This window comes from Ensifer adhaerens, assembly GCF_020035535.1.
Classification (GTDB): domain Bacteria; phylum Pseudomonadota; class Alphaproteobacteria; order Rhizobiales; family Rhizobiaceae; genus Ensifer.
Genome location: NZ_CP083350.1, coordinates 3,117,645 through 3,144,419, shown reverse-complemented (window position 1 = coordinate 3,144,419; position 26,775 = coordinate 3,117,645). Strand labels below are relative to the sequence as shown.

19 protein-coding genes are annotated in these 26,775 nt (G+C 54.2%); all 19 read left to right on the top strand.

All coding sequences use genetic code 11. From position 1 onward, the window contains the following. Positions 1 to 48: 48 nt before the first annotated feature. Positions 49 to 1,275, top strand: a complete 1,227-nt coding sequence (locus LAC81_RS34285) for an NAD(P)/FAD-dependent oxidoreductase (protein ID WP_223729016.1) — start codon at positions 49 to 51, stop codon at positions 1,273 to 1,275. 53 nt (positions 1,276 to 1,328) lie between these two features. Beyond that, a complete protein-coding gene (locus tag LAC81_RS34280) occupies positions 1,329 to 2,126 on the top strand; it encodes a 3-methyl-2-oxobutanoate hydroxymethyltransferase (RefSeq protein WP_223729015.1) in 798 nt (265 codons plus the stop codon). 82 nt (positions 2,127 to 2,208) lie between these two features. Continuing rightward, positions 2,209 to 3,021, top strand: coding sequence for a sterol desaturase family protein (locus tag LAC81_RS34275; protein WP_223729014.1), 813 nt, complete (start codon positions 2,209 to 2,211; stop codon positions 3,019 to 3,021). Positions 3,022 to 3,109: 88 nt separating this feature from the next. After that, entirely contained in the window at positions 3,110 to 5,044 is a 1,935-nt protein-coding gene (locus LAC81_RS34270; protein ID WP_223730408.1) for a glycosyltransferase family 2 protein, read from the top strand. Then, entirely contained in the window at positions 5,041 to 6,144 is a 1,104-nt protein-coding gene (locus tag LAC81_RS34265) for a hypothetical protein (protein WP_223729013.1), read from the top strand. The genes LAC81_RS34270 and LAC81_RS34265 overlap by 4 nt, the downstream gene beginning before the upstream one ends. A 61-nt stretch (positions 6,145 to 6,205) precedes the next feature. Next, positions 6,206 to 6,778, top strand: a complete 573-nt coding sequence (gene rfbC / locus LAC81_RS34260; protein ID WP_223729012.1) for a dTDP-4-dehydrorhamnose 3,5-epimerase — start codon at positions 6,206 to 6,208, stop codon at positions 6,776 to 6,778. A 17-nt stretch (positions 6,779 to 6,795) separates the two neighbouring features. Next, on the top strand, positions 6,796 to 7,851 hold the full coding sequence (rfbB, locus tag LAC81_RS34255; protein WP_223729011.1) for a dTDP-glucose 4,6-dehydratase: 1,056 nt from the start codon (positions 6,796 to 6,798) through the stop codon (positions 7,849 to 7,851). Then, positions 7,848 to 8,732 (top strand): dTDP-4-dehydrorhamnose reductase, encoded by an 885-nt coding sequence (rfbD, locus tag LAC81_RS34250; protein ID WP_223729010.1) that lies wholly within the window; start codon positions 7,848 to 7,850, stop codon positions 8,730 to 8,732. Before rfbB ends, rfbD begins: the two co-directional genes overlap by 4 nt. A gap of 90 nt (positions 8,733 to 8,822) precedes the next feature. Continuing rightward, positions 8,823 to 9,689: a glucose-1-phosphate thymidylyltransferase RfbA gene (gene rfbA / locus LAC81_RS34245; protein ID WP_223729009.1), complete on the top strand. Its 867-nt coding sequence runs from the start codon at positions 8,823 to 8,825 to the stop codon at positions 9,687 to 9,689. A gap of 200 nt (positions 9,690 to 9,889) precedes the next feature. Then, on the top strand, positions 9,890 to 11,203 hold the full coding sequence (gene rkpK / locus LAC81_RS34240; RefSeq protein ID WP_223729008.1) for a UDP-glucose 6-dehydrogenase: 1,314 nt from the start codon (positions 9,890 to 9,892) through the stop codon (positions 11,201 to 11,203). Between the two features lie 537 nt (positions 11,204 to 11,740). After that, positions 11,741 to 17,020, top strand: a complete 5,280-nt coding sequence (locus tag LAC81_RS34235; RefSeq protein ID WP_223729007.1) for a glycoside hydrolase family 99-like domain-containing protein — start codon at positions 11,741 to 11,743, stop codon at positions 17,018 to 17,020. A 42-nt stretch (positions 17,021 to 17,062) separates the two neighbouring features. Beyond that, a complete protein-coding gene (locus LAC81_RS34230; RefSeq protein WP_223729006.1) occupies positions 17,063 to 18,367 on the top strand; it encodes a BNR-4 repeat-containing protein in 1,305 nt (434 codons plus the stop codon). Between the two features lie 106 nt (positions 18,368 to 18,473). After that, positions 18,474 to 19,319 (top strand): class I SAM-dependent methyltransferase, encoded by an 846-nt coding sequence (locus LAC81_RS34225; RefSeq protein ID WP_223729005.1) that lies wholly within the window; start codon positions 18,474 to 18,476, stop codon positions 19,317 to 19,319. 121 nt (positions 19,320 to 19,440) lie between these two features. Further along, the gene (locus LAC81_RS34220) at positions 19,441 to 20,376 is read left to right on the top strand and encodes a hypothetical protein (protein WP_223729004.1); all 936 of its coding nucleotides are present in this window, start codon (positions 19,441 to 19,443) and stop codon (positions 20,374 to 20,376) included. Then, positions 20,366 to 21,640, top strand: a complete 1,275-nt coding sequence (locus LAC81_RS34215) for a capsule biosynthesis protein (RefSeq protein ID WP_223729003.1) — start codon at positions 20,366 to 20,368, stop codon at positions 21,638 to 21,640. Before LAC81_RS34220 ends, LAC81_RS34215 begins: the two co-directional genes overlap by 11 nt. Before the next feature lie 11 nt (positions 21,641 to 21,651). Next, positions 21,652 to 22,305 carry an ABC transporter ATP-binding protein gene (locus LAC81_RS34210; protein ID WP_223729002.1) on the top strand — a complete coding sequence of 218 codons (654 nt, stop codon included), beginning with the start codon at positions 21,652 to 21,654 and terminating at the stop codon, positions 22,303 to 22,305. Between the two features lie 38 nt (positions 22,306 to 22,343). Continuing rightward, positions 22,344 to 23,606 (top strand): capsule biosynthesis protein, encoded by a 1,263-nt coding sequence (locus LAC81_RS34205; protein WP_223729001.1) that lies wholly within the window; start codon positions 22,344 to 22,346, stop codon positions 23,604 to 23,606. Positions 23,607 to 23,772: 166 nt separating this feature from the next. Beyond that, positions 23,773 to 24,591, top strand: a complete 819-nt coding sequence (locus tag LAC81_RS34200) for an ABC transporter permease (protein WP_223729000.1) — start codon at positions 23,773 to 23,775, stop codon at positions 24,589 to 24,591. 6 nt (positions 24,592 to 24,597) lie between these two features. Continuing rightward, the gene (locus LAC81_RS34195) at positions 24,598 to 26,775 is read left to right on the top strand and encodes a glycosyltransferase family 2 protein (protein ID WP_223728999.1); all 2,178 of its coding nucleotides are present in this window, start codon (positions 24,598 to 24,600) and stop codon (positions 26,773 to 26,775) included.

Genomic DNA, 26,775 nt, shown 5'->3' with positions numbered 1-26,775 from the left:
CGCGGCTTCGACACGAACAGCTCAAAGAGAACGGCCAGGGAGGTTGAAATGGGTGGAATAGTCATCGTTGGCGCCGGCGAATGTGGCGCGAGAGCCGCCTTCGCCCTGCGGGAAAAGGGCTGCCAAGGGTCAATCACGTTGATCGGTGCTGAGCCGTATCTTCCCTATGAAAGGCCGCCGCTTTCGAAGGACGGTCTCCGTCACGAGGTTCAACCGAAATATGTTGCGGACGCCGAGCGCTATGCAACCTCGGGGATCGACGTGCGGACCGACACGCCAGTCAAGGCAATCGACCGTGTCGCCAAGCGCGTCGAACTCCTCGACGGAGGCAGCATCCCTTACGGCCGACTGTTGCTGGCCACCGGCGCACGAGCACGGACGATCCCCGGAATCGACGATGTGTCGCGCCGCGTCCGAACGCTCAGAACCCACGTGGACGCCGAGGAGATCCGCCGCGAGCTTCTGCCCGGTCGGAAGCTTGCCATCATCGGCGGCGGATTCATTGGCCTCGAACTCGCGGCAACGGCACGCGGACTCGGAGCTGACGTCGTCCTGATCGAAGGGCTGCCCCGGATCCTTTCGCGCGGCGTGCCGGCCGAGATCGCAACCATCGTCGCCGACCGCCACAGCACCGAAGGCGTTGACATACGTTGCCATACGAAAATCGATCAAATCGACGCTGATGAAAGCAGTGTGCGTATAACACTTGCGAACGGGCAATCGGTCGACGCCGATTTCCTGGTCGTTGGCATTGGTGCCGCGCCGAATACGGAACTGGCAGAAGCCGCCGGCCTCATGGTCGACAATGGTATCGCCGTGGATGCGAAGCTCCGGACCTCGGATCCCGATATATTCGCTGCAGGTGATTGCTGCTCCTATCCGCTTTGTCACTATGGCGATCGCCGGGTCCGCCTCGAAGCCTGGCGAAATGCACAGGACCAGGGAACGCTGGTCGCCGGCAATCTGCTTGGCGCCGAAGAGACGATCACCAGCGTGCCGTGGTTCTGGTCCGACCAATATGACCTGACATTGCAGATTGCCGGCCTTGCCGATGGCGCGTCGGTGACGGTGCGGCGCGATCTCGCAGACGGCGCCTTCATTCTATTCCATCTCGACGATACCGGCCGCCTGCTGGCCGCCTCCGGAATCGGGCACGGCAATGCGGTCGCGCGCGATATCCGGTTGGCGGAAATGTTGATCGCGGCCGGAAAACGACCCGATCCCCAGGCGCTCGTTTCACCGGAAACCAAACTCAAGGCCTTGCTCGCCGCATAGAGCGAGAGCGGCCTTCTACATCTCACCTTCGTTATTGATATCGGAGCCTTCTCATGAAAAGCCGCCGCCCGACTGTTGCCGACCTCCTTTCGATGAAGGGCAAGCGGCAGCTCACTATGTTGCGTGTTGAAACGCTCAACGAGGCAGAAGCGGCCGAGGCAGCCGGCATAGACCTCGTTTCCGTACCGCCAGCGCTTTTGGGGCCGCAGTTTCGCGAAGCGGCGCCGACCTGTTTTGCGTTTCCCGGTCTCGAATATGGCGACTACGTTTCGGCGGAAGAATACATCCGGGCGGCATTCAAGGCGCTGAAGGCCGGCGGCGATGCCGTCTATTGCGCCGCGGGCCTTTCGACCGTTCGGCGCATGCGGGAGGAGGGTATTCCGGTTTGCGGCCATGTCGGCCTTATTCCCTCCAAGGCCACCTGGACCGGTGGGTTTAGGGCCGTCGGCAAGACGGCGGCAAGCGCGGTCGATATCTGGAGGCAGGTAAAGGCGCTGGAAGCGGCTGGAGCCTTTGCCGCCGAAATTGAGGTCGTTCCCGGCGACGTCGCAGCGGCAATCAGTGCCCGAACCTCCATGCTGATGCTGTCGATGGGGGCGGGGGCAGGCTGCGACGCCCAATATCTGTTTGCCGACGACGTGCTCGGCAGCAACCGTGGCCACGTGCCGCGCCACGCCAAGACCTACCGCAACTTCGCTGCGGAAAATGATCGCCTTCAGCGGGAACGGATTGGGGCGTTTACCGAATTTGCCGAAGACGTTCGATCGGGCGCCTATCCGGAGCAGCGGCATCTCGTGAGCATTGATCAAAGCGAGTTGAAGGCGTTCCTGACGGAGCTGGAACGCAATTAGCTCCGGACGCGCTTGCGTCGGGGAGGGCGGTTGATATAGTCCATCCACCATCTGAACCTCCCTCTCTACAGCGGATTTCGATTTGAGCGTTCTTCTCGAGGACAGCCTCACCTTTGTTGCCTTGCTGGGCGTCATCTACGCGGCAACGGTGCTGGTCTATTTCATTCTTGGCTATTGCATCACCTGGCTCAACGACCGCAATCCCCATCGTCGCATCCAGAAGGGGCGACGCGGGGAGAAGCGCAAGGCCATCGAAATCCGCCAGAGCATGGCCTCGATCCTTGTCACCTGCACGTCCGTCGCAATCGGCCTCTTCGCACAGCACCAGGGCTGGACCTTGTTTTCGCCCTGGGATTTCAGCTGGTGGACGGCCGTCCCGCTCTTCGTGCTCTGCATGGTGCTGTTCGACGCCTGGTTCTACTTTGCCCACCGGCTGCTGCACACCAAGGCCTTCTACAAGTATCACCTGCTCCATCATCGAAGCGTCGCGCCGACTGTGTGGAGCAACGATTCGATTGGTCTTGTGGATACGGCGTTGTCGCAGGGCTATTACGCCGTGATCACCTTCCTGGTGCCGTTCCCGCCGATCATTCTTCTGGCGCACCGGCTGTTCGACCAGATCAACGGCACCTTCGGCCACGCGGGCTTCGAATATTTCGCCTCACGTACCGCACGACACCCTTGGCCGATGCTTTGCACGACCTATCACGACCAGCACCACGCCGAGTTCAAATACAACTATGCGAACTATTTTTCGTTCTGGGACCGCCTGATGGGAACGGTCGCGCCGAACTATGATCGGCGGGTGGAGGCGTTTGAAGGTGAGGCGCCGGCGCTCAATTTGCGTAGGGCGTCGAACGTGACGGGAGCGGCTGAGACCTCCGCTGCCGACTAAGGCGGCTTGCGCTCCAATCCATTTTTCTGCGATGGCAATGGCTCGACTAGGAACTGAATACCCGCCAGGCGGCGATGGATTGGAGCAGATGGTCGAGCCATCTCATGACGAAATCGAAGTCGCATTGAGGCGTGGCGCCACGCACTATGCGGATCGACCGATCACGCTTTCGGTCTGCGATCCCGACAACCGCCTCGGTTGCCGGCCGCAGCTTGCGTTCAAGCGTCGCGATAGAACCCCTGGTGCGGTCTTCCGTTCCTTCCTGCTCGATCGGCGGGGGCGGGGGCGCTTCTATGGTTGGACGCCGGTGCAGCTTGAGGCAGTGTCATTGCTGCCAGACATCGCGACTGCAAACGCTTCAGCAAGCACAGAGCCGCAGATCAAGATCCGACGTCTGTCTCTCACAGAGGCGGCGCTCCTGATCGCATTCCGTCGTACCCTGGCGTTCTTGCAGATTGTAAGACTGTTCCTCGCGGGCAACAGAAAAGGAGCCGAGTTTCGGTTCGTTCGGCAATGCGACGCCCTTTCCGCCCCCGACTACAGCGATTGGGTCGAAGCCCAAGCGTTGGCGGAGGCGAACGAAACGGGAGATGATGCGCACACGTGGCCGCGAAGGCCGCGGATCCTCGTCTCTATTGAAGGCGCCGATGCAGCCGCGGTTGCGCAGACCAGACAGTCGCTCGAAAGCCAGACGTGGCGAGACTTCCAAGAGGCGCATCCGGCAGAGATCGAACAGGTGTTGGAGCGAGGCGAGGCGAGCGACGACCTCTTATGGCTACGGCTTCCGGCAGGAATGCGCGTCGCCCCAAAGGCCCTGGAGCGATTGGCGCGTCCATTTGCATTCTCTAGGGATGTCGCGGTCGTCTACTGTGACGAAGATCAGATGGACTCCCACGGCGCGCGTGTTGCCCCTTTCTTCAAGCCAGCCTGGAATGAGCCACTCGCCCGCTCCGGATGGCTTCCCCTGGAAGGTGCCCTTCTTCGCCTGGCCTGCATCCCAGATGGCGTTTCTCCGGAATGCGCAACCACACCCGAAATTGTCATCGCGATGGCGCAGGTGTCGTCCGGAGCGATCATGCATCTGCCGAGAGTGCTGCTGCATCAGGGATCATCTTGCCGTCGGAGCGACCGTCGCGACACCATCGTTCAGCCCAAACGCGAGCGCCCTGCCGTCAGCGTCATCATTCCGACGCGCGACAGGGCCGACTTGCTTGAGGCCTGTCTCAAAGGTCTCTTCGAGAACACGGCACCGGCGGACCTTGACGTCATCGTCATCGACAATGATAGCGCCGAACCAGCCACGCTGGCCTTGTTCTCTCTGTATGAGCAGTCGGGACGCATCCGTCGCATACCTCTTGCCGGGGGTTTCAATTTTTCCCGCGCCTGCAATGTCGGCGTCGATGCCGCCCGACATGACCTCATCCTCTTGTTGAACAATGATGTTGAGCCGATTGATTGCCATTGGCTCGAATACCTGGCAGGTGAACTCGATGATCCGACGGTCGGCGCTGCAGGAAATTTGCTGCTGTTTCCGGATGGGTTCGTCCAGCATGGCGGCGTGACGCTCGGTGCAGGGACAGTCGCGCGCCACAGCTTCCACTTTCTCGACCCGAAGGGCGACGGTGACAAAGGGCTTCTGAGCCAACGTCGTGATATGTCGGCCGTGACCGCGGCCTGTCTGTTGACACGCAAGGATCTATGGCACCGCCTCGGCGGCATGGACGAGCGGAAGCTGACAGTTGCGTTCAACGATGTGGACTACTGCCTGAGACTACGAGAAGCAGGCTTGCGTATTGTGTGGACGCCGGCGGCGACGATGTTGCATAGAGAGAGCGTCTCGCGCGGCGCCGACGATACGCCGCAGAAGCTTCAGCGCTTTGCGGGGGAGGAGCGAGCCATGCATGAGCGCTGGAGCGATACGTTGAAAGCCGACCCCTACTACAACCCGAACCTCTCGCTCATTGGCGAAGAATTCGTTCTCGAAGCGCATCCGAGAACTCTTGCCGCGAGGTCGAGCGCTTGAGCCGCTTGCGTGAACGGATGGCCCGCTGGATCGAGCGGCGGCTGCCTCAGCCGCGGCTGCGGGAGGAGGCCACCGGTCGTCCAAGGCAGCCGGTGAAGCGGATCATCGTCTTCGGGCGGATACCGAACCCCACCTTCGACTACTACCTCGCCGCGCGTCTTGAAGCGCCAGACATGCCACCGTATCAGGTGGCCGACATCCGCGGTCGCGAAACGCCGCCCGTGGATGCCGACGGGGCCTTCGTCATCATTTGCCGCTACGCATCGCCGTCTATCCTGCGCTGGATCGAGAGCAATGCGGAACGTCTCTCTGGTGTGGGTTTGTTCCTCGACGACGACATCCCTGCTGTCGTGACCGGTAGAGACGCTGATTTTTTCTACCGGCTGTTCCTTTGGTATCGCGCTCTTTGGCCGCTTAGCCGCCTGAACAGGCATTTGGATATCGTTTGGGCCTCCACGCCACACCTTGCGTCTCGCCTGAAGGAGGCAAAGGCCACAGTGTTGCCGCCGGCGCCCCCAAAATCGCTTTGGTTGAGCGCAAACGATGATGTTGAAACGCTTGATCCGGCGAACCGGGAGGTTCTGATCGCCTATCACGCGACCGCGGTACACCTTGAGGAGCATCGATTCCTCCGGCCGATTATTGCGGAGGTTTTGCGTGAACGCCCGCAAGTTCGATTTGAGGTGTTTGCCGACCGGCGAGCGAGAGGAATCTGGCAGGGCCTCGAGCGCGTGCAGATTCGAGAACCGATGCCTTGGACGGAGTATTTGGCCGACGCGAGCCATCGGCGTATTGACATCATGCTCGTGCCGCTGGCGCCAACTCACGTCAACGACAGCCGCGCCCCAACGAAACGCATTGACGTGGCGCGATTTCGGGCGGCAGGTGTGTTCTCCGATGGCCTCGCATATGGCTCCTCCAATGACCGAGGTGAGTTGCGAATGCGCTATGCCGTAGATGATTGGTGCCGTACCGTCGTACAACTTGTTGATGATTTGAAGTTGCGTCGGAGGGTTGCAGTTGCAACGCACCGAGCAGTATTGCAAATGACCTCGTCAGCGGATACGGGTCTTGAGGTCTTTAAGCAGCGGCAGGCGTAGATGCGCCGTTGTGTATTCGCTGGGCTGATGGCCCTCGGTTTCTGCATGCAGGGTATTGCCAATGACTTCCAAGGTTGTGTTGCTTCGTCCGAAGCGTTTCGGTGACGATAGGGGGTGGTTCTCCGAAGTTTACAACGAGAAGATTTTCTCAGGTTACGGTATCGACGATCGCTTCATTCAGGATAACCATTCTCTTTCCGTTCCTGTTGGAACTCTGAGGGGGCTGCATTTTCAGACTCCTCCTTTCGAACAAGCTAAGCTCGTTCGATGCATCCGCGGTCGGATCTTCGATGTCGCTGTCGACATACGTCGAGCCTCCCCGACATTTGGACGTTGGGTCGGCGCCGAACTTTCAGCGGAGAACGGCAACCAACTATACGTCCCCGTCGGGTTCGCACACGGTTTCGTGACGCTCGAACCTTCGACAGAGGTCACATATAAGGTTTCTAATCTCTATTCTCCGGAGAATGATGGCGGCATTTTCTGGAACGATCCTCAGATCGGAATCGAGTGGCCCTTGCCGCAAGGCGTTGAGCCGCTCCTGAGCCCCAAGGATGGGCGCCAGCCGCTCCTGCGTGATTTCGACAGCCCCTTCTCCTACGACGGGGTGCCGCTCGAACTCGTCGAGGTTTAGATCTGAAAGGACTGATCATGCGTATTCTCGTTACCGGCGGTGCCGGCTTCATTGGATCGGCCCTGGTCCGGCATCTTATCGAGAGCGCCGAACATGACGTGCTGAATTTCGACAAACTGACCTATGCCGGTACGCTGACATCCCTGTCTTCCGTTGCGTCGTCCCCGCGATATCGCTTCAGGCAAGGGGATATTTGCGACGAGCAAACGGTTGTGGCCGCCATCGAAGACTTCCAGCCGGACATCATTACGCATCTTGCTGCCGAATCTCACGTCGATCGGTCGATCGACGGCCCGGGTGCCTTCATCCAGACGAATGTGGTCGGCACGTACACCATGCTGGCGGCGGCTTTGGACTACTGGCGCAAGCTCCCGACGGATCGTGCGCAGAGTTTTCGCTTTCACCACATCTCGACGGATGAGGTTTTCGGTTCACTCGGCGAGACGGGTTACTTCACTGAAACTACACCCTATGATCCTCGCTCGCCCTATTCCGCTTCCAAGGCAGGCTCGGACCATCTCGTCTCCGCTTGGGGCCACACATTTGGTCTGCCCGTCCTGATCACCAACTGCTCGAACAACTACGGGCCTTATCATTTTCCGGAAAAGCTCATTCCGCTTATGATCGTCAAGGCACTCGCAGGCGAGCCGCTTCCCGTATACGGCAACGGTACCAATGTACGCGACTGGCTCTACGTTGAAGACCATGTGCGAGCCCTGCAATGTGTGTTCGAGAAGGGGGTTCCGGGTCAGACGTACAACGTGGGCGGCAACTCAGAGCGTCGCAACATCGATGTCGTGAAGACGGTATGTGAAATTCTGGATCGCTTACAGCCACGCGACGACAGGCAATCCTACGCCGAACAGCTGACATATGTTGCCGATCGCCCCGGCCACGATCAAAGATACGCTATCGACGCAGCCAAGATCGGCAACGAACTTGGTTGGAAGCCGTTTGAGAGCTTTGAAAGTGGAATTGAGAAGACCGTTGCCTGGTACTTGGCCAACCGTGACTGGTGGACGGAGATTCTCGATCGCAGCCAGGCCGCCAAACGACGAGGGCTGGGTACATGAGTAAGCGACGGATACTGGTTACTGGCGGCACTGGGCAGGTGGGGACTGAACTGCTGCGGTGCGTTTGGCCCGACGATGTTGAATTGATCGCGCCGACCCGCAGCGAGTTGGATCTCACTGAGTGCGATACGATCGGTCAATATATTGCGTCAGGTGACTTTTCGGCCGTCATCAATTCCGCTGCTTATACGGCTGTCGACCGAGCCGAAAGCGATGTCTTGGCTGCTTGGAAAGTAAATGCATTGGCGCCCGCGGCGATAGCTGCTGCGACTAAGGGGCTGGATATTCCGGTCATACATGTGTCGACTGACTACGTTTTCGACGGGACAAAAAGTGGTCCTTACGTTGAGTATGATCCGGTCGCGCCGTTGGGAGTGTATGGTGCATCGAAGGAAGCCGGAGAACAGGCAGTTCGGACCGGAAACCAACGACATATAATTCTGCGTACCGCTTGGGTCTACAGCGCGCACGGTGCAAATTTTGTGAGGACGATGCTGCGCCTAGGGCGCGAACGGACATTGATAAGCGTTGTTAGCGACCAAACTGGTTCCCCAACTGCCGCGTCAGACATCGCGTTGGCTCTAGCTTCGATTGCGCATCGCTTGATCGAGGATGAAGGCGCACCCGTTGGCACATACAACTTTGTAAATTCTGGCCAGGCTACCTGGCATGAGTTTGCATGTGAAATATTCCGGCAGCGGAGTAAGGCGGGGTATGTAGTCCCGACCGTGACGGCAATCTCGACACAGCAGTATCCCACACCGGCCCGACGCCCCACGAATTCGCGTCTATCGACCGAAAAGCTTTCGCGGGATTTTGGTATCGAAGCGCGTGAATGGCCTGTTGCATTACAACAAGTCCTTGCTTCTATTTCTGACTGAAAACTGGAAGAAAAACGCGAAACTATGTTGCATCTCACCGGTATAGTATCGGCCTGCGCGCAGTTTTGAGAAAAGAGAGTAGAGGTTTGTATGAAGGGAATAATTCTCGCAGGTGGTTCCGGTACGCGCCTCCATCCCGCGACCCTGGCTATTAATAAGCAGCTAATCCCGGTTTACGACAAGCCGATGATTTACTATCCGTTGTCTGTGTTGATGCAGGCTGATATTCGGGATATATTGATAATTTCCTCACCTGAGCACTTGGAAAGCTACAAGCGGCTTTTTGGCGATGGCGCATCTTTGGGACTTCGAATGTCATATGCCATACAGGCCAAACCCGAAGGGCTCGCGCAGGCATTTACGATTGGTGAAGAATTCATAGGTGCCGATAACGTTGCCCTTGTGCTCGGGGACAATATCTTCTTTGGCGCCGGTCTAGGTGACCTGCTCGAAAAGGCGCGGCATCGCAAGAGTGGTGCGACGGTATTCGCTTATGAAGTCGACGATCCTGAACGCTACGGTGTTGTCGAGCTTGCAACGGATGGACACGCGCTGAGCCTGGAAGAAAAGCCCGAGAAACCAAAGTCGCGCTTCGCCGTAACTGGTCTCTATTTCTACGACAATAAAGTGGTCGAGTTGGCAAAGGGGTTACAGCCGTCTAGCCGCGGCGAGTATGAGATTACTGACCTCAATCGACTCTACATGGAGCAGGGGGCCCTTTTTGTCGAAATTATGTCGCGCGGATACGCGTGGCTTGATACTGGCACTCACGATAGTCTTTTGGAGGCGTCGGAGTTTGTGCGCGTAATCCAGCATCGCCAAGGCACAAACATAGCGTGCATCGAAGAAATTGCATTCGCCAACGGATACATCACTCGCGACGAACTAATCGAACACGGAAAATCGTACGCTAAAACATCGTATGGAAAATATCTTCTTAAGTTGGCTGGAACTTGAGTAATTTCTGGCTACTCAATGAGCGGCAGTTAGCGCCAAATTACAAATTCTTCGAGGAAAAGCGGAAGCTCCGATCACCCTCAGCCTATTAGGGCAAAGCATGTTTCACCCAAGCTTGAAAAGAACTCGCGCCGCCCGAGGATGCTTTCACTATCTGGTGTGAAGCCATTGGTAAAATCGAAATTCAGAGCTAACTAAACATGAAAATCACGATGATCGGCGCCGGCTATGTAGGCCTCGTTTCCGGTGTGTGTTTTGCGGATTTCGGTCACGACGTTGTCTGTCTCGACAAGGATGAGAGCAAGATCGACGCCTTGATGCAGGGGCGTATTCCGATCTTCGAACCCGGCCTCGATCAATTGGTGGCCAGCAACGTCGCCTCGGGCCGTCTGTCGTTCACCACCGATCTCGTTTCCGCCGTCGCCGACAGCGACGTCATCTTCATTGCGGTCGGCACCCCTTCCCGCCGTGGCGATGGCCACGCGGACCTCTCCTACGTGCATGCGGCGGCGCGCGAGATCGCCGTAAACCTCCAGGGCTTCACCGTCATCGTCACCAAATCCACCGTTCCGGTCGGCACGGGCGACGAGGTCGAGCGCATCATCCGCGAAACCAATCCGGAGGCCGACTTTGCTGTCGTCTCCAATCCGGAGTTCCTGCGCGAAGGCGCGGCGATCGAGGACTTCAAGCGGCCTGACCGCATCGTCATCGGTGTTGCCGATGATGACGTGCGGGCCCGCGACGTCATGACCGAGGTTTACCGGCCGCTCTACCTCAACCAGTCGCCGCTCGTCTTCACGTCACGACGCACCTCCGAGCTGATCAAGTACGCCGGCAACGCCTTCCTGGCGATGAAGATCACCTTCATCAACGAGATGGCGGATCTTTGCGAAAAGGTCGGCGCCAATGTGCAGGACGTCGCCCGCGGCATCGGTCTCGACGGCCGCATCGGCTCGAAGTTCCTGCATGCCGGACCGGGATACGGCGGCTCGTGCTTCCCGAAGGATACGCTGGCCCTGGTCAAGACCGCGCAGGACCATGATGCGCCCGTCCGTCTCGTCGAGACCACGGTTGCGATCAACGACAACCGCAAGCGGGCGATGGGCCGCAAGGTGATTGCGGCGGCCGGCGGCGACGTGCGCGGCCACAAGATCGCGGTCCTCGGCCTCACCTTCAAGCCGAACACCGACGACATTCGCGACAGCCCGGCGATTGCCATCGTGCAGACGCTGCAGGATGCCGGCGCCCACATTGTCGGCTACGACCCGGAAGGCATGGACAACGCCCGGAAGATCATCGACGGCATCGACTATGCCAGCGACCCCTATGAAGCGGCCAACGAAGCCGATGCATTGGTGATCGTGACGGAATGGAACGAGTTCCGCGCGCTCGACTTCCGCCGCCTGAAGTCGGCGATGAAGACGCCTGTGCTCGTCGACCTCCGAAACATCTACCGCCAGGACGAGGTTGCCAAGCACGGCTTTGCCTATTCCAGCATCGGCCGGCCCCTCTGAGGGGCGTGAGCGCCTCCATGCGTTCGATGAATGGTTGGTGGGCGGACGGTGGTCGGCTTACTACTTATTGGCCAATGCGCGACGCTGGGGCGAAAAGCTGCTCTTGAGCCTGGCGCACAAAAGCACAAAGCGCCAATTTTGGCCTAGTCCGGGTGCGGGGCCCTGTGATATACGCCACGCCGGCAGCTGTTTCGAACGAATGCGTAGCTTGGTTCGGCGGGGGGTAAGGTGCATCGGATCGGACCTTCAAAGTACCTTCAACACTCGGCCATTCAACAGCGAATACCAACTCGGCGTTCTACTACCGTGAAACTCGGAGCCTGAGGCTAGTAATCAAGCGTATTTGAGTTGGTTGGATAGATAGAGGATGAGGTTGTTTTGATTAGTATTTTTGGCGCAAAAGGGCGTTATGTGAACCTTAGGAATTTGGCCGGGGAGTATTTTGACGAAAAATACTATAAGGAAAGAGTCCGGAGGAAGTATAGACTAACGACCAATGGCTTTCGACATTACTGCAAATTAGGCTGGAAGGATGGATTGAATCCGTCTGAACTGTTCGATACTGAGTTTTATTTAAGGACTTACGAAGATGTCGCAACCAGCGGAATATGCCCGCTGATCCATTATGTCACGCACGGTAAGGTAGAAGGGCGGTTTGCAACTCCGGCCGAAGAATTGTTCTTCAAGATGCGATCCGGTGCGTTCAGTCGATTCTTCGACGAGAGATTCTACTGCGCGCAAAGTCAAGGCCAAGTGACGAGTGAGAATGCAATAGATCATTACTTCAAAATTGGGTGGAAGCAAGGATGGAATCCTTCAAGCGATTTTGACGTAAACTACTATCTACAAAAATATGCGGACGTAAAAGCGGCGGGCGTCGAGCCGTTGTCGCACTACGTCGAGTATGGCGAAGCCGAGCTTCGGTTTACAAATCGTCAGCACGAGCTATCTGCGCTGGAGCAGAAAAAGGCGATAGATGGCTACTTCGACCGGGTCTTCTATATCAATAATAGCCGAAAGCTTAGCAGCAAAGATGACGTAGTTCTTCACTACGTTCTTCTCGGCTGGAAAGAAGGTAACGATCCAAACAGGAATTTTAATACAGACGCACACCTTCGAAAGAACCCGCATCTGCGAGGCGGACAAGTTAACCCATTTGCGCACTACCTCGCCACTTGCGGGAATGACGAGAAGGCTGGCCTACTTAGCGTTCTGGGCGACGTTACTGATGTGGCGCCAATTGCGTCCGGCCGCATAGAAAGTGTGGGTGGCCGAGTAGTATCGGGATGGATTAGCCCTAGAGAGGACACGGATCTAAGTGCTGTCGTGGCAGTTGAGCTTCAAGGCCGTGTCGTCGATAGGTTTAAAGTTCCGTTGAGCAACTCCGGTACACAGCAGCCGAGCCAGCAGCACTTTACCTGGCGCGCTCCTTCAACTTTGGCGGACGGACAACGGCACGAATTGGTGTTCACGAGTTCGGGTGTCCGGCTGCAGGCGGCAGAGGCGTTTCGTGACGGTTTCATCTTTCGTCAAGACTTTCAGGGGGCGGGCCATGTTGACCAGATAACCGATACGTCCGTTACCGGATGGGCCTGCAATCTCAGGGAACCTACGGCCTCGGTTGATGTTACCGTGGAGATTGACGGCGTAGAGTGTGGAAGAATCAAAGCGGACGTCCTGCGCATTGACCTTAGAAATTCGGGTGTAGGGAACGGAAGCCACGGCTTCACTTTCAGCATTCCTGAGCGTTTCAGGGATGGTTTGAGGCACCAAGTGAGATGCTTAGTCGATGGAAAACCGCTCAACCTGCCTGCGGAATACTCGAGGGGAGTTGTGTTCCAGGTGATAGCATCAGCTGTAATTCAGGGCGCCCCACCCAGGACGTTTGAATACTTGCCTCCGACCCGTAATGGGATGCCAGACTTTTTCACGCCGCGATCTAGCGTTAACCGTGCCGGGCATCTGATTGTTTTCGAAATCGGGAGCCATCCGGACTGGAGCGATCTTGAAGAGCAGCTCTCTGTATGCTCGCTCGACTCTTACGACGTGCTCGTGATCTGCGCACATGGCAGTATGTCTTCTGGTCAGGTGAGAGCTGACCTGTCAAAATGCGGGAACTTTTACGTCGCTGGATACTCGTCTAAACTCGGCGAGTGTGAGCGAATTCTCCATGTGGTAAATTCGAATCTACTCTCTGAGTACGATCGTGTGCTCGTGATATTCTCCGGGGCGCAAGCCAAAGATGTTTTCGCTCCCCGAAGTTCAGAGCTGTTCGAGTGCGCGCCACACTTGGCAATCGTTTCGGACGTCACTTTCATCATAGATCCAGGCGCAGACGGAGATACAAGGACGTTTCTAAACACTGTTCTTCCTCGAATCGGGTCTTCGTACACGCCAGGTGAGATCGAAGTTGCTAGCGGGCGAAGGCACTCTTTCGATGCCCTGTTGTTGAAACAGATTGCGGCTTTACGACTATCGCCAAAAGACATTTTGGGAAGACATGGAAAAAATGACAGCCAATGGCGTGATAGATTTTTGGTCCTTGTCAGCTTTATAGCGAACGAGGGCGAGTTTGAAGTTTTAGGTATCCAGTACCAACGGAACGCGGTATCCCTCGCGTCAGGTTCTCAGAACCGAACAATCAAAACGATCGCATTCTTCCTGCCCCAATTTCATCCTATTGAAGAAAATAGTAGATGGTGGGGGGCCGGCTTCACAGAATGGAACAATGTTGTTCGTGCGGGACCGCAGTTTCGAAATCACTATCAGCCACGCCGCCCCAAAGATTTGGGCTATTACGATCTCCGTCTACCGGAGACGCAGAAATTTCAGGCGAAGTTGGCGCGCGATAATGGCGTACATGGTTTCTGCTACTACTACTACTGGTTCGACGGGAAGAAGCTTCTAAACAAGCCCATCGAGCAGATGTTAGGCGATCGCGAGATCGATCTTCCGTTTTGTGTATGCTGGGCAAACGAGAACTGGTCGCGTAATTGGGACGGCCAGGAGAAGTTCGTCCTTCTGAAGCAGAGCTACAGCGAAGAATCAAATCTGGCTCTTATCAACGAATTCATCTCTATGATGCGTGACAGCCGGTACATTCGACATCAGGGCAAGCCGGTCGTGGTTGTGTATCGAATTCGAGTTATCCCCAACTGGTTGGATGTCGCTAAATTGTGGCGTGAGGAGTGCAGGCGGCAAGGTATCGGCGAGATACACTTGTGCGCCGTCAGGTTTGGATTGGAGCCCCTTGAGGGTCCTCCTGAAGATTTTGGCCTGGATGCATACGTAATGTTTCCGCCGCATGAAACCGCACGCCATGATGTCCGATCTGAAATGAAAGATCTCAAATCGGATTTTAATGGCGAAATACTTAGTTACGACGCGGTAGTTGACGGTGATCTAGCACGTTTTGAGGAAGGTTACGAGTGGCCTGTGCACCGTGGTGCAATGATGGGGTGGGATAATACCGCTCGCCGCATGCAGGACGCGCGAATCTTCCACGGCTGTACGCCGATGAAATTCAGAAGGTGGCTTAAAAATATCGTGAAGCAGGAAAATGCGCAGCGTGAGGAAAAAGAGTCACTGCTATTTATTAATGCCTGGAATGAGTGGGCTGAAGGGACAGTGCTCGAGCCGGATCAGCGCTTCGGTGACAGTTACCTCCGTGTTGTCAGGTCCGTGCTAGGAGAATATGCGCCCCGGTGGACAAACGATCCTATTATAGCGATACCACAAACCGGTACTAGCAAGGTCGTATCAGCGTTTAGGCCGACAACAAAACTGAAGGATGGTAGTAGGCCAAAGCTGATCGATGGTTTCGTGATGAATACGGGTCGACCCAACGTACTTCTTTGTGCGCATGTTTCTGGACATCATTTATTTGGTGGGGAAAGAAGTTTCTTAGACGTCGCCAAAGCGCTTTCTGCATGTGGCTACAATGTAGTGGTTACGCTTCCCAGTGGGAACAATCGAGAATACATTTCTGAGCTGAAGAAGTTTTCAGCTAAGATTTATGTGCTGTCCTACCAACAATGGTACGGAAAACGAGACCTCGATCAACACGTTCTCCTGAATTTTTCTGAAATCATTATTCAAAATAACATTGATATAGTTTATGCAAACACGATTGTGTTGCTTGAGCCGCTTGAGGCGGCCAAGCGCCTCAATAGAATTAGAGTAACACACGTCCGCGAGTTGATCTCCTTGGATGCTCCGCTCCAAGAAAGGCTCGGTCTCACGGCTGAGGAAATTATAAGGTTTGTTTTCGAACGATCCGACTACATAGTCGCGAATTCGGAAGCCACTAGCCATCTTTTTTCCCGGCACGGGCGGACGTTCTTAGTGCCAAATGCCGTGAATGCGGCCGATTTTCTTCAAGACAATCCGGTTGATGGGAAGATTAAGTTCGGGATAATCAGCAGTAACATTCCGAAAAAAGGCATAGCAGATTTCATCGAAGTAGCGAAGCGATGCCGCGATTTGGAACACCAAGCGGAATTCGTCGTTATTGGACCCGACAACCAGTACATCGAAGCGCTTAAGATGGATCCGGATCTGCCCGAGAACGTGAGGTTTGCGGGCTACTTTGCGACTCCTTCAATGGCTATGGCGGAGGTGAACGTAGTTCTCAGTCTATCGAATTTTGCAGAGTCGTTCGGCCGCACGGTTGCGGAAGCTATGGCTGCGGGTAGACCGGTGATCGCATACGAGTGGGGAGCAATTGGTGAACTGGTCAAGCACGATGTCACCGGAAAATTAGTTCCGTATCGTGACATCGAAGCTGCCTCAGATGCGGTCCGCGATCTATGCCGAGCACCGCATCTTATAGAAGAAATGGGCACCGCGGGCTACCATCGCGTTGTAAGCGAGTTTTCGTTGACTCGTTTAACGGGGGAATTGGATACGGCTATGTCCGTGATCGCCACCGGCGCGAGGAAGGAAAACATCGCGCCGCAGTTCGGGGTATCGGGTAACGTTTCTGCGCGTCGCGTGACAATTGTTATCCCGATCTATAATGCATATCTTGAACTAAAGCAGTGCTTAGAATCGGTGGCAAAGTACACAGACCCGGATTCGTGTGATATTATTGCCTTGGATGACTGCAGTAGTGATAACAAAGTGACGGAATTACTTCACGAATACGCCAATTCGTCGGGCGTACGAGTGATTCGTAACGAGATCAATCTCGGCTACACTAAGAGTGTGAACAAGGGCATCTCCCTCTGTAGTCCTAATGATGTGATTTTGCTGAACAGCGATGCGATCGTGACCCCAAACTGGGTAGCTGGCCTGCGTGCGGCAGTTTATCGAAGCGAAAAGGTAGGTACGGTTACTGCGATGAGCGACAACGCGGGTGCCTTCTCATTTCCTGAAATGGGGAAACGAAATCGCCTTCCTGAGTTTTGGGATGCTGAGGAGCTGGCGATGAATGTCGTTCAAAATGCTGCGCATTGCGTACCGGTCGAGGTTCCGACTGGATCCGGGTTCTGCATGTATATTCGTAGGCAGTTGTTGGACGAAATCGGGAACTTCGACGAGGTGGCGTTTCCGCGTGGGTACGGAGAAGAAAACGACTTTTGCATGCGAGCAATCGGTGCTGGTTGGCGGAATTGCATTACGCCGTGGGCGTACGTCTATCACGAGCGAAGTGCTAGTTTCAAAGAAGAGAAAACGAAGCTTGTGCAAGCTGGTGTCGATGCCGTTACCAAACGTTATCCGCAATACGCTGAGGAAGTTCGGCGGGCTTTTCACGGCGAGGAGATTGCTCGGCTGCGAAAAACGGTCGCGGCTACATTTCAAGGGCGTGGTGCCTAGGATGAAACCGCTGATTATGACCGTTGGCGAGGTTATACACGCATGAAATCGGGGAAGTTCTTGGTTCCCCGGTCGTCGCGGTCATTAGGGTCGGTCTGGGCGGGAAATTCAGTTAACTGCGTGCCCTATCGGCGCGCGTTCGTCAGTGACGACGCGTATCGATATCTGTGCTATTTCTCCGGAGAGGGGCATATCAAAGTAACTCGGCAACGGTTGAGTGACGGGGAGTTGCATTCCGTTCAGGTGAGGACAGAGCTGCGCCCTTATGACGCCCACCAATCTGTTGCGATGGGCGTTGATGAAGACGGAAAGCTGCATCTCGCCTTCGGCGCTCACGTCAGTGCCCTATGGGGCGCCAGCTCTAAGTCGGATAGGTTTGAGGACGGCTTCCTACCACCAAGGGTACTTTTAACCGAGGCAACATATCCGATGTTCCTCAACGACCTGGATGGTCAACTACTGTTATTGTACCGCAAAGGCCCTCACTTCGACGGGGAGTTGTTGGTCAGCAGGTTTGATGTAGTGTCTCAATCTTGGCGGAACGATATGTTGCCGATTGCCAGCGGTCGTGGGTCGCAATGGACGAGCGGCCCATACGTCAATACCCCGGCGCAGGGTTCTGACGGTGTGGTGCATCTCTTTCTAGTTTGGCGTCAGTATGTCGAAGCGACTTCGGCAGGCGATGCGGTGAACGTCGGCATCGACTATGTTCGATCGCGTGATGGCTGCCGTAGCATAGAAACACTACGAGGTATAAAGCTCTCAAAACCACTCACTCAAACCAATGCCGAAAGAGTAGTGCCAGTGCCGATCGGTGCTAATCTGATGAATCAATCATCATCAGGTATCATGCCGGGCAATCATCCCGCTGCGATGACATACTGGGACGACGAGGATGGAATACCCCAGTATCGGTTGTGCAGGCATGATGGACGCTCATGGCAAATCAGTGTGGCGAGCGACTTCAAGACGCCATTCCGGGTCGCTGGAGGAGGCACCCTTCCTCTTCCTCACAGCCGGCCGGAGTTCGTGGCATTCGTGGGCGGAATCCTGATTATCTATCGTAGCGTAGAGCGGAATAACAATTTAGTTTGCAGACTGCTGAGGGCCCCTGATTTCGCGCTCGAGGAGAGTACCGAACAGGTACTCGTTAACCAGGACCTCGGTCATTACGAACCGGTTGTAGACAAGGACGCTTGGTATCGGCGTGGTGAGTTGGTTGTTTATGTTCAGCCTTGTCAGCAACAGATGGGGGCCGACGGATCAACATTCGTGTCGACTTCAAGAGCTAAATTGATGAGTTGGACGCCCCGACGGAAGGCAGGCGACAACCAAGTTGTTCTCTAACATCACTACGAACCGTGTGACGAGGGCGTTTAGTCGCTTCCAATTCGCGGGTCCACGTACATCGCATCTTGCCGCTCGTCGGCGCAACTGGTAAAGGAATAAGCCCATGTTCGGGTTGAAGAAATTCAGGCGACGGACCCTCGATCGTGGCAGCCACTCGAATGACCAAGTGTTTGGTCAATATAGCCATGAAACACCGAGACACCAAAATGCGATAGACGCACTGCCCGGCTGGAACTCAGCTTTTCCGGCTGAGTTCGGACTTAAGGCAGGCAATCATCCCCTCTTTGCGGATAGCCGCATCATTTGGGCGGTCGAACAGGCAGGGCCGTTGAAGGGCAAGCGAGTATTAGAGATTGGGCCGCTAGAGGGCATGCATACGTACATGCTGAGTAAGCAAGGCCCTGCGTCAATTGATGCCATCGAAGCAAATAAGGGATGTTTTCTACGTTGTCTTGTGAGCAAAGAAGTGCTCGGAATAGAGCGGGTAAATTTTTACTTGGGAGATGCGATACGTTGGCTTGAGGAGACGCAGAAGCATTACGATCTAGTCGTTGCGTCTGGCGTTCTCTATCATATGGCGGACCCGGGACTCTTCCTGTCCGAGGTCGCTAACCATTGTGACAGTTTGTTCCTATGGACTCATTATTTCGATGATAACGCCATGCCAGTGCATGACAGTCGTAGGCAGGCGTTTAGCGGCAACATGGAAATCCGGACGTATGCCGGTTTAGCATTGCGTTATTTCGAACGTGGTTATCATAACGCAAATACCAATGACAACTTCTGCGGTGGAATGAAAGATCGGCACTATTGGATGCACCGCGACGATATCATTTCGTTGCTCGCAGCGCTTGGCTTTGGTGACATCCGAATTGGACAGGAGGATCTGACTCACGGCGGTGGCCCGTGCTTCTCACTCTATGCGAAGAGAACCGAGACGATAAAGTAGACCAGAGTTGCTGTTTAACGTTCAACGCGACACGGGCCCCCTCATTGAAGGCTATCTGATACCGGACGGATTCTCGGAGGTGCCTAGCGTCCTAGTCTCGGACGACGAGGGTGAGGTTGCAATGGTGTTGTGCGACCAACTGCATAAAGCCGTTTTGTCGGCGGGACGTCATGAGACCGGATTGGTTGGTTTTAGGCTTACAGAAGCAAACGTTCCGCGACTGCGCGAACGAGCAAATCTTTGTATTCGCGACAGCAAGACGGGGTTGTTGCTCTATCGGCGACCTATCCAGTCAAGGCAAGTCAATCTCAAGATTGTTCGTTTCGAAACCCAGTTATTTCCGTATTTTGCCTTTGATAGAGAGATGTATAATCACTTCCAATATGCGCTTCCGGCGCTGGATAGATTTGGCAATGAAACGGCTCTACAGGCATTTCACTTAGATAGTATGTCTTCGATGTACTTGAGTGGGCGCCTGCAGGTGAAGAATTTCATGGGATTCTTAGATAAAGGGTTTAAGTCTATAGCGTTGCTTACGGATCCTTACTACGAGATGGCGCTGAGGCTCGCAATGTTTAAGCGTTTTTCTGCAGCGAAGCCGCAGTTTCTCGGCGATCGAGACCAGATGAGCTTGGTACCCGCGATAGGATACTTTAAGGACGTAAATATCGACGATTCAGGCTCGCTAGAGAAGGCCTTGAAGCGAGCTCCCGACAAAGTGCGTACGGCCTTGATCTCACCAGCAACGCGACTATTTGGTTGCTCCGATGGCGATCAACTTCCAAATCGGCGTGATATTGCGGCGGCGATGGATGTCATATCGCGGTTTGACGTAATTGGGCACATCAATGATACAATGACGTTTGCAGCTTCTTTAAGTGAACTGCTGAATATTGAAATGGATATGATCCCCATATTGCAGCGCAACGGGGTGATCAATGCGATTGCATCGCAACTCCGAACACTCCCTGTAGCGGAATTATACATCGAAGATGATCTCATCTTAGACTATTATGTCCGCCAAGCGATGGAGATGAGTTCGTCGCATGAGAATTGACCCGAACGATCCGAAGACCATCGTTGATGATCGCAGAGAGCCGTTGGTAGGCACTTTGCTGAAGGCGAAATCGACAATTGTGGAGAGGCTGCGAAGTGCGGGCGTTATTGGTGTTGCTCAGCCGGAAGTCGATATTGCTATGGCCCCACGCGCCGGCCCTCCAGAAGCCGCCTGGGGAATGCCTTACGCCCTCCTCAGCTTCGGCATTTTCGTTCTCGTACCGTTTCTGGCTAGCATTATCTATTACGCTTTCATTGCCTCGGACCAATACGTAGCCGAAGCACGGTTTGCCGTCAGATCCGTCGCGGAGGAGCGTTCGGACGAAAAGGATGACGCAAGCGTTCTCTCGATGTCCGCCATGTCTCAGGACGGGTATATAGTTACGAGTTTCATTCACTCTACAGAGATATTGCAGAGGATTGGCAAAACCATCGACTATCGCGCGATGTTCTCTACGAATGGCGCCGATATATTTTCACGGTTTGAGAAGGATGAGGCAATAGAAGATTTTCTAAGATATTGGGAGGATCAAGTAACAACTTATATCGATGGACCTTCCGGAATTATCACGTTGAAAACTCGTACATTTTCTCCGGGGGACTCGAGGCAACTCGCAACTGCAATCATTAGTGAAAGCGAGAAACTGATTAACGAATTGTCCGAGCGTGCCCGGCGTGACGTAATCCAGCGTTTTGCCAAGGAAGTGGAGCGGACAACTGAAAATTATCGTCAAGCGCTCAGTGCGCTTAACAATTTTCAGAATACGACAGGCTTCTTGACACCAGAAGCGCGCGCGACCGAGACGGGTTCTTTGTTAGCGGGATTGGTGGCCCAAAAACTCGAACTTGACACCCGTCTTTTCGTACTCAAGGCGTCGAATGCAGAATCCTCCCCAGCCCGCCAACAGCTTTCTTTGGCAAGCCAAAATCTTGAGGGACAGATAGTAAAACTGCGAGAGCAACTTGCTGGTGGAAAAGGGGAGGATGGAAATATTGCAGGTGCCATCAATGCCTTTTCGGCCCTCGAAACTGATCGCCGTGTAGCTGAGAGTCTCTATGAGTCCGCTCAGAATAATCTGGAGACGGCACAGATAGAGGCGGCCAGGAAGTCCTTATACGTGGTTGTATTCGTCCCACCGACCGTCCCGGAGGAATCTCTTTACCCCCATCGCTGGTCTTCACCGTTTTTGATCTTGCTCGCTCTCTCGGTGGCTTGGGTCACATTGGCGCTAATTTGGGCGTCGGTGGAAGATCATCGCTTGTGACTGGGAACGCTATGATAACGTTCCGAAACGTTTCAAAACACTTCAAAACTGAGGGCCACAAAAAGGTAATCCTCGACCGAGTCAGTATCGATTTCCTACCGGGTTACTCCTACGCGCTGCTAGGAGTAAACGGTGCAGGCAAGTCGACCACGATGAAAATGATTGCTGGTTCCGCGCTTCCCAACACCGGGAAGATCACCAAAAACGTTCGCGTTTCGTGGCCATTGGGGTTTTCTGGTGGATTTCACCAGCAAATGACCGGACGCGACAATCTGGCATTTGTCGCCCGCGCATATGGTGAGGATGTTCGGCGGGTTTCTGATTACGTTGAGGACTTCGCCGAGTTAGGGGACTATATCTACGCTCCTGTTCGTACCTATTCTTCAGGTATGATGGCTCGCTTAGCCTTCGGTCTCTCGATGGCAATTGAATTTGATTGCTATCTGGTGGATGAGATTACGGCAGTTGGCGACGCGCGATTCCAAGCGCGTTGCAAAGCAGCATTTGAGCAGCGACGCAAGGACTCGGATATTATTATGATATCCCATAGTATGTCGACTATTAGCGCGTACTGCGACAAAGGCATTGTTCTCGTCGATGGTCAGATGCTGTTCTTTGACAAACTCGGCGATGCCATTGAGACGTACTATCGCCTCAATCGTTGATGAGAAACAGAATTTCGATCGAGATAAGACCCGCCAAAATGACAGACCTAAGACAGGATAATGAGCAGCGAACGGCCCTGCAGAAGAGCCGCGTCGTCGCTATGGCGTTGTCTTCAACCGCTCGAAAGTTGCGCTTTTCAACGTCAAATCGTAGTAGCCTCTATGAGGCTGTCGGACTCCGACCACGGTTTGCTGATAGATTATTTCGTTGGTGTTCGCTCTCATTTTTTGTTTTTATTTTAGTATTGCCGAATATAGCGTCTATGTTATATTTCGGAGTTTTTGCATCTGATCAATATCAGTCCGAATCTAGATTTGTGGTGAGGACTTCGACGCCCGCGATTGGTAAGGACCAGCTCGGTAAGATTACAGGGTTACCATCGGCGAAAATTGCTCAGGACACGCAGATCGTTACGAACTTTATTCATAGTCGTACGATTCTTGAGTTCCTTGAAAAGGAGATTGACGTGCGGCGGAGGTTCGAAGTTGAGTCAGCAGATGTTTTGGCGCGGCTCAAGGTAGGTGCTACATATGAAGAATTTCTCGACTATTGGGATGGCATGGTAAAGACGTACGTAAGTCCGTCGAGCGGAATTGTTACCGTTACCGTCCGCGCCTTTTCTCCTCGAGATGCTAAAGATATTCTCGACGCAATACTTAGAGAATCTGAGCGCACTATTAACCAGCTTAGCGACCGAATCTGGAAAGATGTGGTTAGTACGACAAAGTCGAATCTAGATCGTGCATCCGCAAGGCTGCGCGAGGTGAGGGCGCGCGTGGCCACTGAGCAAAATAAGACTGGAATCCTGAGTGTGGAGGGTTCGTCTTTGATGTTGTCGAATCTCATTACATCACTTCAGAAGGAAAAGCTCGAGCTTGAGCGCTCCTATGCGGTCAAGCTAGACGGCGTCTCAAAAGACGCACCTCAGATGCGCGTTCTTGCAAGAGAGATCCAGAGCAAGGAAGCTCAGATCGATGAACTTCGGAAGCAGGTCGCTGGCACCGGGCAATCAGCCGAAGATAATCTCGCAAGCGTTTCGGTCGAACTTTCGGGCCTTCAATTTGAATTGCAGCTTGCCGAGCAACAGTTCGCTGCAAGCGTTAGATCCTTCGAGCAGGTTCAATTTATTAGCAAACAGCAGTTGATGTATCTGGATAGCTTTCTGGAGCCAAATTTGCCAGACGAGGCGCTTTTCCCAAGGCGTGCATTCTGGATGCTGATCGCAGCTATTTCGTCGGTCATCGCATGGGCGGCGTCCGTTGGCGCACTTGTATTCGCAAGAAGCAAGCTAGCGGGATGAGTTTTCCCATCGAGATGGGCTCTGTTCTCATTGAAATGCGGACCGAAGTCGGCGTAGAGATGTGGGGTAAGAATGCCGCCTCTTCTCCCGTGGGTGCTCCGCCGTGCTTATTGGGGCGCGTGACAGCGACATCAGGGCTGAACAGTGCACGGGGACGGACTAGTTTATGAAGAATGTTGCACGGGCGAGAGCCGCCGATCCACGATCGATCCGCTTTGCATTCAGGCAAAAAACCAACGTGATGCGAGCGGTCATTCTGCGAGATATGCGCACACGCTTCTTCAATCACGGCTTGGGCTTCCTGTTGGTTTCTGTGTGGCCGCTCGCCCACATGTTCGTGCTCCTGTTAATCTATGCGTTTGCTGGGAGAAAGACGCCCTTTGGCGACAGCATGCGGTTGTTTTTTGCTACCGGACTTCTTCCTTGTCTAACATTCATGTATGTGTCCAGATTTATGGCCCTATCGATAGTGATGAATCGGCCTATGCTTGCTATTCCAGCGGTCAAAGTCTTGGATATATTGTTCGCAAGAGCTTTTTTGGAGGTCATCGCGGCCAGTTTTACCGTTTTTCTTACTTTCTTGATACTTCTTTCACTGGGCGATCGGCCGTTCCCTTACGATTGGCTTGAGGCTACGCAAGCATTTTTGTCGTGCATCCTCTTAGCTGTTGGGGTGGGAATGGTGGCGGGTGTCATCACGGCATTGTTCACGTTTTTTGCGACGGTGTATGCGCTTTGCCTAATAGTGGTTTACATATCTTCAGGCACTCTTTTCGTGATATCCGCACTCCCGTCCCAAATTGCATACGCTCTTTCTTGGAACCCGGTGGTTCATGCCGTCGAATGGATGCGATCCGCATTTTATCCCACTTACAACAGCCAGGTGCTTGATAAGCAATATCTTTTAGCATTTGGACTCGGTTCGTTATGTACCGGTCTAGCGCTGGAGCGCCTAGTTCGAAGGATTACCCTGGAAGGGAAGTGAGGAAATATGCTTAGCATCATTGCGCAGAACGAACTCGTCGCCGACCCAGTTGAGCTAGGTCTCTGGCAAGCAGAGGGAGTAGACCCTTACTTCGTTCTACGTTTCCGGCCTCTCCGGGCTCGCTACATCGCCATGAGAATTACAGCACGCGACGTGGAGGTGCGCCCGAGACTGTATGTCAACAAGGGGAGGGGTTTTATTGAAGATGATTCTGTATCGATTGGAATTGGATCGGATTTTTTGATAATTGCAGATGTCGGGACTTTTGGCACAATTTGTAGTTTGCGAATGGACCCCTGCGATGAAGAGTGCAAGTTATTTTTTAGGGCCGAGACATTTCGCAACACTGATGAACTGGAACGTTACGTTTCACTGCAGCGACAAAATGCTGAAGGACTGTCGGTTGCATGGCTTCCTACTCTCCCTAGATTCTGGAAAAGATTTCCGATTGCCCTTTTTCAGAGAAGACGGAGTGCCGTCGCGGAGTATATGTCCAAGGCAAGCAACCTCGCCGACAGCTTGGTAGCGGTCCAGCAGGGTGTCGTCAGGCCGTGGTTGAGCATCGTCGTCCCGGTTTACAATGCGCCCGCTCGTCATCTGCGCGAGCTCGTAGAGTCGTTCGAACGGCAAAATATGGCTGGCACCGAACTAATATTTTCTGACGATGGCTCGGATTCTGTCGAAACCCTGGATTGGTTATCGTCGCGGAAGCATGATCCCAATGTCGTTATAGTTCTTAATGCCGTCAATCAGGGGATCGCAGCCGCGACAAACGCCGGGCTCAAAGCCGCACGGGGGGACTGGGTCACATTACTCGATCACGACGATTTAATAGCGCCGAACGGTCTTCGAGTTATTCAGCATGCCATGTCGGTATGCCCGGAAGCCGCCTTCCTCTATACCGATGAGTTGATTGTCGATGATCGACTGCAGCCAATCAGCATTATGCTGAAGCCTGCCTATGATCCGGTGTTACTGACGGGGGTGAACTATATCAATCACTTCTCGGTTTATCAAAGAGAGCGCTTGGAAGAAATTGGGCTTCTGCGGGTTGGTTTTGAGGGTTCGCAAGACTACGATTTATTGCTTCGATACCTTGACGGTTTGGAGGAGAAAAATATCGTTCACGTGCCTTACCCCGCTTACTGGTGGCGAAGAACGGCGTTGACATATTCACTTCGCTTCCTCGACCGCGCAACGGATAGCGCGCGACGTGCTCTCGTTGAAGAGTTTTCGCGTAAAGGGAAACCGGCCGACGTTGTTGGCGCACTGACAAGCACGCTTCACCGCGTCGAATTCAAATCATCCAGTAACTGCCGGCCAAAAATATCCATAATTATTCCGAACCTCGACTCAACAGCATTAATGACTGCTTTGTTGACCGGTATCTTTGAAACAACGGAGTACAATAATTTTGAGGTTGTCGTGATCGACAACGGTTCCAAGGACCCGACCACCATCGCTCTTTACAAGAGATACGCTGAAAAATTTGCGAATTTCTCGTATTACATTAGGGAATCGTCTTTTAATTTCTCCCGAGCCGTTAACGAGGGTATAGCGCGCGGTCGCGGTGAACATTTTTTACTACTCAACAATGATGTGACCATAGTCGAGGGTAAATGGCTCGATGAAATGGTGGACTGCTTGACGTTTGAAAAGGTTGGGATTGTGGGCGCTAAACTCCTCTATCCTAATCAGCGTATTCAGCACGCCGGGGTGGTATGCGGGCTCGCTGGTCTGGCGGGACATTGGTACGCAAATAAGCCGTCTGACTACGGAGGTCCTATGAACCGGCTGCACGTACGCTCTTCAATGACATGCGTAACTGGGGCGGCAATGCTGATTTCTGGTGCGTGTGTGCGCGTGGTCGGTCGCTGGGACGAGGAAAACTTTGCAGTCGCCTACAACGATGTGGATTATTGTCTCCGGGCGCACAAATCGGGCTTTCGCATTGTTTGGACACCATTCGCGTGCCTGATTCATCATGAGTCCGCCTCTAGGGGGTCCGATGCGCACGGCGAAAGTCGGAGACGATTTGAGCGAGAGCAGAAAAATCTGAGGCGGATCCATCAAACGCAGATCTTCGAGGACCCCGCGAGTAGTCCTGGCTACACTAAGGACAGGTCTGATCCGAAAATCGAAATCTTGGAAGCGCTGCCCGCACCACGTCGATGGTTTGAGTGA